A 10,906-nucleotide genomic window follows, 5' to 3' on the forward strand; every position below is an offset into this window, starting at 1 on the left:
CGGCGCCGCCGGGCGGGCCGCCGGCCGCGGCTCGGGGGCGGGCGCATCCAGCCCCTGGAACTGCGCGGGCGCGCGGGGCGCCGGGCGGCGACGCAGCGCGTGCGGAACCGTCAGCAGCCCGGCCCAGTCGATGGCGAAGATCCGGCCGATCAGCACCGCTCCAATGCCGAGACAGACCAGAGCCGCCGCCAGGATCGCCCAGCCGCGCCCGGCTTCGGGCAGGAGGGCGGCAAGCGCGCGCAGGCCCTTGGCCCCGAGCAGGCCGAACAGCCCGCCCATGCCTGCCGGCAGCGATCCGCCCGGGGCGGTGAAGGTCAGGCTGAGGACGGTCCCCAGCAGGGCCATGGCCACCAGCAGCAGCAGGGCCGTGCGCCACCAGGCCTTGACCGGGGGCACGGCCTCCTCATCCTCGTCGCGTGTCCGGTCGCCGGCTGCGGGCGCTTCGGCCAGGCGCCACAAGCGCCGGCCCGAGACGAAGAGCAGGGGCACCAGCAGGATGGCGACCGGGCCGAACAGGAACAGCGCCTGATCCGCCACCCAGGCGCCCGGCGCGCCCATCCAGTTGAGCGGAATTCCGCCCGCGGCGGTGGAGCCCGAGGGATCGGTCTGGTGGTAGGACACCAGGGCCAGGGCAACGAACAGCGCCGCCCCGAACAGCAGCAGGGCCAGGGCCAGTTCGGAGGCACGCCGCAGCGAGCGGCGGATCACCGCGCGCCAGCCGCCCCCGGAGGCGCGGCGCGGCGGCCCGCCTGAACCGAGTGCCTGAGTAGCCATGCTGCTTCGCCCTTCCTCCTGCGACGCGCCTTAATGCGCCTGCCGGTGACTCCTCGTCAAGAATCCTTCGGATTCCCGGGGCTTTTCCCGGTGCGTCGCGGGTGATCCGCCAGTCCGTCGATCGCCGCCCAGCCATGGCCGGGCAGCCGCCGGGCCCGGGCTGCGGTCATCCCGCCCAGCGCGATCGGCCGAACCGGGCTGTGCCGGGCCAGGGTGAGCCAGCGCAGCGGCCCCAGGGTGGGGGCTCCGGGATGGGTGCGGGTCGGGAAGACCGGAGAGATCAGCACCAGATCGGCCCGGGTCCGCCGTGCCGCGCCCAGTTCACGCAGCGAATGGACGGTGACCAGCCGCAGCATGGCCGCGCCCCGGGTCAGTTGGCCCGCCGCGCCATAGACCCCGTCCGCCCCCACCCGGCGGGCGGCGGCGGGGGTCCCGGCCCAGACCATGACGAGCCCACGGTGCCGACAGAGCCGGGCCAACTGGCGAAACCGCGCGGCGCGTTCGGCGGGCGGCAGGTGATAATGGCGAAAGACCAGCCCCGCCCCGCGCGGCAGGCGGCGCAAGGCCGGCTCCAGCCCGGCATCGGTGCGCAGGTCGGAAACCAGCCACAACTGGGGAATCGACCGGAGGCTCTGGCGCGGCGGCATGGGCACGCTATAGCGCGGCGCGATGGAACAGCCAGACACCCTGCCCGAAACGGCGCTTGCCGATGTCCGCGCGCGGATCGCCCAGGCCGCCGGTATCGCCCGTCGCGATCCAGCCGAGATCGCGCTGATCGCCGTGAGCAAGACCCATCCGGCCGAACGGATCGCCCCGCTGATCGCCGCGGGCCAGCGCTGCTTCGGCGAGAACCGCGTGCAGGAGGCCCAGGACAAGTGGCCGGCCCTGCGCGAGGCGCACACCGGGATCGCGCTGCACCTGGTCGGCCAGCTCCAGTCGAACAAGGCCGAGGACGCCGTGCGCCTGTTCGACTGCATCCATTCGCTCGACCGCCCCTCGCTGCTCACCGCCCTTGCCCGGGCGATGGACAAGGCCGGCCGCCGGGTGCCCTGCTTCGTCCAGGTGAACATCGGCGCCGAGGCCCAGAAGGGCGGCTGCGCGATCGCCGACCTGCCCGCCCTGCTCGCTGCAGCACGTGATGCCGATCTGCCGGTGGCCGGGCTGATGTGCGTGCCCCCCGCCGGGATCGAGGCCGCGCCGTTCTTTGCCCTGCTCGACAAACTGGCGGCCGACCATGGCCTGGCCGGGCGATCGATGGGGATGAGCGACGACTTCGAGACCGCGGTGATGCTGGGCGCCACCCACGTGCGGGTAGGCTCGGCGCTGTTCGGCGCGCGCGGCTAGAGCGGGGGCAGCGCGGCGCGCAGCTTCGCGGCGATGGCGTCCTGCTGGGCGCGGGTTGCCGGCTTTACCGGATCGGGCGGCGAGTTCGGGACGACATGCACGTGGGCGTGGCAGACCTCCTGGTTGCGGCCGTTGTTCTGCTGCAGCGTGTAGCCGGTGCTGCCGAAGGCGGTCTGCTGGGCCCGGGCGATGCGCCGGGCCATGTGCAGGATGGCAAGCCATTCGCGATCGTTCAGACCCTCGACATTGCGCACCGCCCGGCGCGGAATGATCAGGACGTGGCCGGGGTTCTGCCAGTCGATCGGGACGAAGGCGAGCACCAGCCGATCCTCGGCGATGAGCGAGACCGGCGCCTCGCCGCGCAGGATCCTGGCGAAGGGGTTGGCCGGATCATATGACCCGGCCAGCGGGCAGCGCAGCGGCGCCGCCGCTGGCACGACCGGATGGGCCGGCGCGACGGGCTGGGCGGCAGCGCCGGCGGAGACGCCGAGGAGGCCGAGCGCCGCGACGATCGTCGCCGCGGCGCGCGCCAGCCCGGCCCGGTCCACCCCGCCTCAGCCCTGGTGCTTTTCGAGCTCGTTGCCGACCAGCGTCACGATGTGCAGCAGGTTGGTCGAACCCGGGGTGCCGAAGGGAACACCGGCCAGGGTGATCAGCTTGGAGCCGGCGGAACCGAAGCCGTGGCGCAGGGCCATGCGCTTGCCCTTGGCGATCATCTCCTCGAACGAGCCGATGTCGCGGGTGTTCACCGCATGGGCGCCCCACAGCAGGGCCAGCTTGCGGGCGGTCTTGAGCGAAGGGGTGAGCACCAGCATCGGCACGGCGGGCCGCTCACGCGCGACGCGGCGGGCGGTCGAACCCGAACCGGTGAACACGATGATCCCGGCAAGGGTCACGGTTTCGGCGATCGTCGCACTCGCCTGGGCCAGCGCGTCGGCGGTGGTGGCGTCGGGGCGCACCGCGGTGAAGTGGACGCGCGCGGCGTAGCCCGGATCGGCCTCCACCTGCTTGCCGATGCGGTCCATGATCGTCACCGCCTCGACCGGCCAGGCCCCGCTGGCGGTCTCGGCCGAGAGCATCACCGCGTCGGCGCCGTCGTAAACCGCATTGGCCACGTCCGACACCTCGGCGCGGGTCGGGGCCGGGCTTTCGATCATCGACTCGAGCATCTGCGTGGCGACGATCACCGGCTTGCCCGAGCGGCGCGTGGCCTCGACGATCTTCTTCTGCAGCGGCGGGACTTCCTCGGGGTTGAGCTCGACCCCCAGGTCCCCGCGCGCCACCATGATCCCGTCGGCCAGTTCGATGATCTCGTCCAGCCGATCCAGCGCGGCGGGCTTCTCGATCTTGGCGACCAGCGCGCCATAGCCGCCCATCAGCTTGCGCGCCTCGGCCACGTCCTCGGGACGCTGGACGAAGGACAGGGCGATCCAGTCGGCGCCGTGTTCGACCGCAAAGGCCAGGTCGCGGCGGTCCTTCTCGGTCAGCGCCGGGACCGGCACCACCGCGTCGGGCACGTTCACGCCCTTGCGGTCGGAAATGAACCCGCCAACCTCGGCGGTGCAGAGAATGGATTCCGGCTCGGCGCGGATCACCCGCAGGCGCAGCTTGCCATCGTCGATCAGCAGGCGCTGGCCCTTCTGCAGCACGCCGAACAGTTCGGGGTGCGGCAGGCAGACGCGCTCATCGGTGCCGGGGGTGGGATCGCGGTCGAGCGTGAAATGCGCGCCGTGGCGGATCAGCACCTTGCCCTCGGCGAAGGTGCCGACCCGCAGCTTGGGGCCCTGCAGGTCGCACAGGATCGCGATCGGCCGGCCGAAGTGCTTTTCGGCGGCGCGGATGTTGGCGATCGTTTCGGCGTGGGTGGCGTGATCGCCATGGCTCATGTTGACGCGGAAGGCATCGGCCCCCGCCTGGAGCAGGCGCTCGATCATTTCCGGGCTGCGGCTGGCCGGGCCCAGCGTGGCGAGAATCTTGACCTTGCGGCCGCGGTGGTCTGTTTTCGCCACGTGGTGGTTCCTTCCGTTTGCCCGGTGCCCTATGCCAAGCCGACCGGAAAAACCCAAGGACTCTGACAGATGAGCTGTTCCGAAAATACGAATGCGGAACTCGGGGATCCCCTCGAGGCGCTGGACGATGCCCAGGCCGCGGCGGCCTTCCGCCGGCTGGTGCGGCACCTGCGCCATCGCCATGATGCCCAGAACATCGACCTGATGGGGCTGGCGGGGTTCTGCCGCAACTGTCTGGCCGACTGGATCGTCGAGGCCGGCGCCCCGCTGGACAAGGCCGCCGCGCGCGAAGTGATCCACGGCATGCCCGCCGCCGAATGGAAGGCCCGCTTCCAGACCGAGGCCACGCCCGAACAGCTCGCCCGGATGGAGGCCAGCCTCCAGCGCAACGCGGCAGGCTAGACCGGCCACGATTTCCACAGGCGGCGTTTTGCCCGAATCCCCGCGCCCGGCTATCGGCCCGCAACCGATTCCTTTGCCTAACCGGAGAGACCATTCATGGCCGATGCCGCCGACGATCGCCTGCGCCTGCTGATTGAGCGCGTGGAGCGCCTGGAAGAGGAGAAGAAGGGCATCCAGGACGACATCAAGGATGTCTACGCCGAGGCCAAGGCCACCGGCTACGATGCCAAGATCATGCGCCAGATCATCCGCCTGCGGAAGCTGAAGCCTGATGACCGGCGCGAGATGGAACTGCTGCTGGAAACCTACAAGAACGCCCTCGGCATCGAGTGAGCCCCGGCGCCGGCACGCCCGGCCCTGGCGAAAGCCCGGGCCGGGGCGGCTGGCGGAACGGGTCGGGCCGGCTGGGGTTGCTCCCGCATACCCCAGCGAGGAGCCCTGCCCATGCCTGCATCCATCCCTCTGGCCGGTAAGGTGGTCAACCGATGACCCTGCGGCTCCTCTTGCGCCGGATCCTGATCGCCCTGGGCCTGACCCGAGGCTTCCAGCGTCCCGGCCGCAACCGCAAGTCGTCCCGCCCGCCCCGCCCGTGATCCGACCCGGCCCGCGGGCCACCGGCGACAACGGCCGATTGCCGGAACGGCTCGTCTCGGCTAGGGGGCGGCGCAATCGCCGCAACCAGCAGCAGAAGAACCATGGCAGGCCATTCCAAATTCAAGAACATCATGCATCGCAAGGGCGCGCAGGACAAAAAGCGCTCGGCGATGTTCTCCAAGCTCAGCCGCGAAATCACGGTGGCGGCCAAGATGGGCATGCCCGATCCGGACATGAACCCGCGCCTGCGCGCCGCGGTCAACGCGGCCAAGGCCCAGTCGATGCCCAAGGACAACATCCAGCGCGCGATCGACAAGGCGAGCAAGGGCGATGGCGAGAACTACGAGGAAGTGCGCTACGAGGGCTACGGCCCCGGCGGCGTGGCCCTGATCGTCGAGGCGCTGACCGACAACCGCAACCGCACCGCCACCAACGTGCGCACCGCCTTCGCCAAGAACGGCGGCAACCTGGGTGCGAGCGGCGCGGTCAGCCACGGGTTCGAGCGGCTGGGCCTGATCGAGTATCCCGGCAAGGTGGGTGACGAGGACAAGGTGCTCGAGGCCGCGATCGAGGCCGGCGCCGACGATGTCGAGAGCGATGGCGAGAGCCATTCGATCTGGGTCTCGATCGACAACCTCCACCCCGTCGCGCGCGAGCTGGAAAAGACCCTGGGCGAGGCCGAGGCGGTCAAGCTGGCGTGGAAGCCCAACCTCAAGACCGACGTCGACGAGGACACCGCGCGGACCCTGCTCAAGCTGATCGACACGCTGGACGACGATGACGACGTGCAGACCGTCTGGGGCAATTACGAGATCTCGGACGAGGTGATGGAGAAGCTGGGCTGATGTGGGCCCTGGCCGCCAGGGCGCTGGTGTCCGGCGTGCTGGCGGTGGCCATTGCCGAGATCGGCCCGCGGCTGGGGCTGAAGGTCTGACCATGACCCGTCCCGCCGCCCTGGACGATCTGCTGCGCCCCGCCGCACTGCTGGGCCTGGTCGGCGCCGCACTGGCCCTGGGCGCGCCGGCTCCCGCCGGTTCCGCCGGGCCGGTGCCGGCCAGCCAGTGCCGCGCCGGCGAGCGGGTGATCTATTCGTGCCGCTTCGGCCCGCCCGCCCGCCCGGCCATCGGCAGCATCTGCTGGCGCGCCGCGGCGGTCCATTACCGCTATGGCCCGCCCGGCCGGCCCGCGATCGACCTGGCCAGCACCGCCGACTGGAGCAACATCCACACCGGCCATGTCCGCGGCCAGGGGGCGGGCGGATACCAGGAGCATGTCCGCTTCACCAACGGGCAGACCGACTACATCGTGTTCCGCGGGCAGGACGGCGCGCTGGCCAGCCGGCCCGGGCGAACCTATTCCGGCATCGCCGTCCAGGGCCCGACGGTCGGCGAGCGGACCCTGGCCTGCCGCGCCGGGGCCACGCTTGCGCCCAGCCTGGTCGAGGCGGTGACCCGGCTCGCCCCGCCCGAGGCCGAGCTGGGCGAAACCCCGGACGGTCCCTTCGATGCGTGGTTCTGAACCGGCGCCGGGGCGGGCATGATCATCCTGGGGGTCGATCCCGGCCTGACCTGCACCGGCTGGGGCCTGGTCGCCAAGTCCGGCAGCCGGCTGTCGCATGTCGCCAACGGCCAGATCCGCACCGATGCCAAGCTGTCCATGGCCGAGCGGCTGGTCCAGCTCGACGCCGAGCTGACCGACGTGATCCTGCGCCACCGGCCCGACAGCGGCGCGGTGGAAGAGGTCTTCGTCAACGTCAACCCGCAGTCCACGCTCAAGCTGGGCCAGGCCCGCGGGGTCGCCATGCTCAGCCTGGCCCGCTCGGGCATGCCGGTGGCGGAGTATTCGACCAAGGTCATCAAGAAGGCGCTGGTCGGCACCGGCGGGGCCGAGAAGCACCAGATCCAGGCCATGCTCAAGGTCCTGCTGCCGGGCGTGGCGCTGGCCGGAGAGGACGCGGCCGATGCCCTGGCCGTGGCGATCACCCATGCCAACATGCTGGGCAGTCATCGGTAGCGGGGGCGAACTTCACAAAGGTCACGCATGTGCGAATGGCAAAGTGAAGTTTGCCCACGCGCAATCGTCCGACGATGGGAAAGAACCGCGCGCAGTGTGACATGGGACGGACATGTAGGACAGCGCGCGGCCCCGCTTGCCCCGCGAATCGTTCCCTGCCATAGGAACAAACCATGATCGCCAAGCTCACCGGCCTCCTCGACGATTTCGGCGCCGACTGGGCGGTGATCGACGTGGGCGGCGTGGGCTATCTGGTGTTCTGCTCGGCCCGCACGCTCAGCCACCTGGGCGTGCGCGGCGATCGCTGCACGGTGTTCACCCAGCAACAGGTGAGCGAGACCGACATCCGCCTGATCGGCTTCGCCAGCGCGGCCGAGCGGGACTGGTTCCGCCTGCTCACCGCGATCCAGGGGGTGGGCAGCAAGGTGGCGCTCGCGATCCTGTCGGCGCTGACCACCGAGGAACTGCAACGCGCCTGCGCCGGCGGTGACAGCGCGATGGTGGCGCGGGCCAACGGGGTGGGGCCCAAGCTCGCCACCCGGATCGTCAACGAACTGAAGGACAAGGCCGGCGCCCTGCCCACCGCCCCGGGCGCCGCGGCGGTGGCGTCCGCCCCGGCCGGCACGCCCAGCAACGATGCCGTCTCGGCCCTGCAGAACCTGGGGTTCAAGCCGCAGGTCGCCGCCGATGCCGTGGCGCGGGCCATGGACGAGCTGGGCGAGGGCGCCGGGCTGAACGACCTGATCCGGGTGGCGTTGAAGCGGGCAGCGGGGTGATGCTCTTGCCTGTCAACCATGGACCTGACCGAGGTGAGAGATGGACCCTGAAACAAGTTCAGGGTGACGAAGAAAGGTCGGTTTCGACACAGATTCGGCGGCCGAGCCCAACCCTTCCCCCCGTCATCCTGAACTTGTTTCAGGATCCATCCCGGCCGGGGCAGAGAGCGAGCGATGAAGCGTAGAGCCATCCTTCTGGCGGTGTGCGCTACCGCGGCGGCATCCGTGATGGCGGCCGTGCGGATCAACCACTGGCTGGACATTGACGCTTGCCTTGACGCGGGCGGAGCCTGGGACCACGGCGAAGGCGAGTGCCGCCATAGATGACCGATAACCCCCTCCTCACCCCACAACGCCAGGCCGAGGACGTCGACGCCGCGCTGCGGCCCAAGACGCTGGCGGAATTCGTCGGGCAGGCCGCCGCCAAGGACAACCTGCGCGTGTTCATCGAGAGCGCGCGCAGCCGGCGCGAGGCGATGGATCATGTGCTGTTCTTCGGCCCGCCGGGGCTGGGCAAGACCACGCTGGCGCAGATCGTCGCGCGCGAGCTGGGGGTGGGGTTCCGCGCCACTTCCGGCCCCGTGATCGCCAAGGCGGGCGATCTGGCCGCGTTGCTGACCAATCTGGAACACGGCGACGTGCTGTTCATCGACGAGATCCACCGGCTCAATCCGGTGGTCGAGGAGGTGCTCTATCCGGCGATGGAGGATCGCGCGCTCGATCTGATGATCGGCGAGGGGCCCTCGGCGCGCTCGGTGCGGATCGATCTTCCGCCCTTCACCCTGATCGGGGCGACCACCCGGCAGGGCCTGCTGCAGACCCCGCTGCGCGACCGCTTCGGCATCCCGGTGCGGCTGCAGTTCTACAGCGTGGCCGAGCTGGAACGCGTGGTGACGCGCGGGGCCGGACTGCTGGGCATCGGCATCGACGCCGGCGGGGCGACCGAGATCGCCCGCCGCGCCCGCGGCACCCCGCGCGTGGCCGGACGGCTGCTGCGCCGGGTCCGCGACTTCGCCCATGTCGCCGGCGCGGAGACGATCACCCGCGCCATCGCCGACGATTCGCTGACCCGGCTGGAGGTCGACGCGATCGGGCTCGACGCGCAAGATCGCCGCTACCTGCGGATGATCGCCGAGATCTACAAGGGCGGCCCGGTCGGGGTGGAAACGCTGGCTGCCGGCCTGTCCGAGCCCCGCGACACGATCGAGGAGGTGGTCGAACCCTACCTGATCCAACTGGGGCTGGTCGCCCGAACCGCGCGGGGCCGGTGCCTGAACGATCGCGGCTGGCAGCATCTTGGCCTGACCCCGCCCAGCGGATCGATCGGCGGCCTGTTCGACCAGGTCGACTGAACCGGTCGCCTGAACCGGTCGACTAACCGACCGGCGGCTCGGGCCGCTCCGCCACGGCCCGACAAGGTAACCGCGCGCCTAAGTATTGGCCCCGATCGGTGCCATAGCGGGACAGCTTCGCAGCCGGGTCCTGCGATCGGCCCGGATTCGGCAATTTCGAGCCTAGAGAATCGGTTAACGTGATTGTCGTAGCCGGATCACTCTGCGTTTGTGCGAGTGGGGCGGAGGTACGCCGGGGTGGGCCCATCCAACCCCGGCACCTTGTCCGCCCCCGGAACGAAGAGAGAAACGTTATGTCGGTTCGGACGGCCCTTGCGAAGATTGCTGCCCTGGCAGCCGGTGGTGCGCTGCTGGGTGGCGGCGCCGTGCACGTGGCTGAAGCCCCCAAGGCGGGACGGCCGCAGTACGTCAAGCACGCCAAGGTGGCCCGGACGGCGACCGCCCAGGCTCATCGCCGGATTGCGGCCGCGCCGCGCACGGTCAAGCGCATCCGCCGGGTCATCACCCGGACGACGACTTACGAGCCGCCGCAGCAGCGGGTGGCCATGGCCGCCGTGCCGCTGATGCCGCCGCTCCCGCCGGCCCCGGCCAGTGGCGGCAGCACCCCGGTGGTGATCGGTGGCGGCTGGGGTGGCGGTGGCGGCTTCGGCGGCGGGTTCTTCGGCGGGTTCTTCGGCGGCGGCAGCGGCGGCGGCGGGTCGGTGGTGATCACCTCGACCAGCACCGGATCGACCTCCAGCTCCACCTCGGGCGGGTCGACCAGCTCGACCGGCGGTTCCAGCTCGACCTCGGGCGGATCCAGCTCGACCTCCGGCGGCTCGACCTCGACCTCGGGCGGATCGACCTCCACCTCATCCGGGAACATTTCGACCAGCACCTCGACCAGCTCGGGCAATGTCTCGACCAGCTCGGGGAATGTGAGCTCCTCGTCGGGCAACGTCTCGAGCAGCTCGGGGAATGTCTCGACCAGCTCGGGCAACGTGTCGACCTCGTCGGGCAACGTGTCCTCGAGCAGCTCGACCAGCTCGTCTTCGGGCAACGTGTCCACCAGCTCGGGCAACGTCTCGACCAGCAGCTCGACCAGCACCTCGTCGGGGAATGTCTCGACGAGCACGTCGACCAGCAGTTCGACCTCGTCGTCATCGTCCACCTCGAGCTCGACCAGCAGCTCGAGCTCGACGTCGTCCTCGACCTCGTCCTCGACGTCCTCGTCGACCTCCAGCTCGAGCAACGGTTCGTCGAGCACCACCTCGTCGACCAGCTCGACCGGCGGGACCGAGGTCCCGGCACCGCCGATGCTCCTGCTGTTCGGCGCCAGCGCCGCGACCCTCGTCGCCCGCCGCCGCGCCGCGCGCAAGCCCGCCGCGGCCTGATCCGGGCAACAGGTTCGACACGAAAGGCCCGGGCCATCCCGGGCCTTTTCTGTTGCCGGCGCGCAGCGACCCCGCACGGGGGGAGAGGGAAGCGTGATGTCCGTGCAGGGTGGGGCGCGGAGGTTTCAAGATCTTCCCCCAGCGGGGGAGCAACCGTCTAGGCGAGAGCCCATTTCTGCTTGTTGCGGATCATGGCGTTGAGGGCTGTGATGAGTTTTCGCATGATGGCGACGAGAGCGACCTTTGGGGGTTTTCCTGCGGTTTTCATG

The 10,906-nt window shown here is 70.5% G+C and carries 13 protein-coding genes and 1 pseudogene; 8 read left to right on the forward strand and 6 right to left on the reverse strand.

Annotated features, from left to right (window positions below; translation table 11 throughout):
• Both H7F49_RS18055 and H7F49_RS18060 read right to left on the reverse strand, forming a co-directional pair.
• A partial coding sequence (locus H7F49_RS18055; protein ID WP_185684962.1) for a DNA translocase FtsK 4TM domain-containing protein occupies nucleotides 1–774 on the reverse strand: 774 nt, incomplete at its 3' end.
• A gap of 56 nt (nucleotides 775–830) precedes the next feature.
• On the reverse strand, nucleotides 831–1,421 hold the full coding sequence (locus H7F49_RS18060) for a thiamine phosphate synthase (protein ID WP_185684963.1): 591 nt from the start codon (nucleotides 1,419–1,421) through the stop codon (nucleotides 831–833).
• A 22-nt stretch (nucleotides 1,422–1,443) separates the two neighbouring features.
• On the opposite strand from H7F49_RS18060, the gene H7F49_RS18065 reads away from it, so the two are divergent.
• Entirely contained in the window at nucleotides 1,444–2,118 is a 675-nt protein-coding gene (locus H7F49_RS18065; protein WP_185684964.1) for a YggS family pyridoxal phosphate-dependent enzyme, read from the forward strand.
• Here the strand turns inward: H7F49_RS18065 and H7F49_RS19695 are convergent.
• Together H7F49_RS19695 and pyk are read right to left on the reverse strand one after the other, a co-directional pair.
• The gene (locus tag H7F49_RS19695; protein WP_185684965.1) at nucleotides 2,115–2,666 is read right to left on the reverse strand and encodes an HIT family protein; all 552 of its coding nucleotides are present in this window, start codon (nucleotides 2,664–2,666) and stop codon (nucleotides 2,115–2,117) included. The two genes, H7F49_RS18065 and H7F49_RS19695, sit on opposite strands and share 4 nt — an antisense overlap.
• A gap of 6 nt (nucleotides 2,667–2,672) precedes the next feature.
• On the reverse strand, nucleotides 2,673–4,127 hold the full coding sequence (pyk, locus tag H7F49_RS18075; RefSeq protein ID WP_185684966.1) for a pyruvate kinase: 1,455 nt from the start codon (nucleotides 4,125–4,127) through the stop codon (nucleotides 2,673–2,675).
• A gap of 69 nt (nucleotides 4,128–4,196) precedes the next feature.
• On the opposite strand from pyk, the gene H7F49_RS18080 reads away from it, so the two are divergent.
• The 7 genes from H7F49_RS18080 (at nucleotide 4,197) to ruvB (ending at nucleotide 9,264) form a co-directional block, all read left to right on the forward strand.
• Nucleotides 4,197–4,529, forward strand: coding sequence for a DUF1244 domain-containing protein (locus H7F49_RS18080; protein WP_185684967.1), 333 nt, complete (start codon nucleotides 4,197–4,199; stop codon nucleotides 4,527–4,529).
• 96 nt (nucleotides 4,530–4,625) lie between these two features.
• On the forward strand, nucleotides 4,626–4,862 hold the full coding sequence (locus tag H7F49_RS18085) for a DUF2312 domain-containing protein (protein ID WP_185680642.1): 237 nt from the start codon (nucleotides 4,626–4,628) through the stop codon (nucleotides 4,860–4,862).
• 362 nt (nucleotides 4,863–5,224) lie between these two features.
• The gene (locus H7F49_RS18090) at nucleotides 5,225–5,968 is read left to right on the forward strand and encodes a YebC/PmpR family DNA-binding transcriptional regulator (protein WP_185684968.1); all 744 of its coding nucleotides are present in this window, start codon (nucleotides 5,225–5,227) and stop codon (nucleotides 5,966–5,968) included.
• A gap of 91 nt (nucleotides 5,969–6,059) precedes the next feature.
• Nucleotides 6,060–6,641, forward strand: coding sequence for a hypothetical protein (locus H7F49_RS18095; RefSeq protein ID WP_185684969.1), 582 nt, complete (start codon nucleotides 6,060–6,062; stop codon nucleotides 6,639–6,641).
• Between the two features lie 18 nt (nucleotides 6,642–6,659).
• On the forward strand, nucleotides 6,660–7,136 hold the full coding sequence (gene ruvC / locus H7F49_RS18100) for a crossover junction endodeoxyribonuclease RuvC (RefSeq protein WP_185684970.1): 477 nt from the start codon (nucleotides 6,660–6,662) through the stop codon (nucleotides 7,134–7,136).
• A gap of 173 nt (nucleotides 7,137–7,309) precedes the next feature.
• The gene (gene ruvA / locus H7F49_RS18105; protein ID WP_185684971.1) at nucleotides 7,310–7,912 is read left to right on the forward strand and encodes a Holliday junction branch migration protein RuvA; all 603 of its coding nucleotides are present in this window, start codon (nucleotides 7,310–7,312) and stop codon (nucleotides 7,910–7,912) included.
• A 323-nt stretch (nucleotides 7,913–8,235) separates the two neighbouring features.
• A complete protein-coding gene (gene ruvB / locus H7F49_RS18110) occupies nucleotides 8,236–9,264 on the forward strand; it encodes a Holliday junction branch migration DNA helicase RuvB (protein WP_185684972.1) in 1,029 nt (342 codons plus the stop codon).
• Between the two features lie 517 nt (nucleotides 9,265–9,781).
• Here ruvB and H7F49_RS18115 read toward each other — a convergent pair.
• Nucleotides 9,782–10,621, reverse strand: coding sequence for a hypothetical protein (locus tag H7F49_RS18115; RefSeq protein WP_185684973.1), 840 nt, complete (start codon nucleotides 10,619–10,621; stop codon nucleotides 9,782–9,784).
• Between the two features lie 173 nt (nucleotides 10,622–10,794).
• Nucleotides 10,795–10,906, reverse strand: a pseudogene (locus H7F49_RS18120) (IS110 family transposase); the annotation flags it as partial.

Source organism: Novosphingobium aerophilum (genome assembly GCF_014230305.1).
Lineage (GTDB): Bacteria > Pseudomonadota > Alphaproteobacteria > Sphingomonadales > Sphingomonadaceae > Novosphingobium > Novosphingobium aerophilum.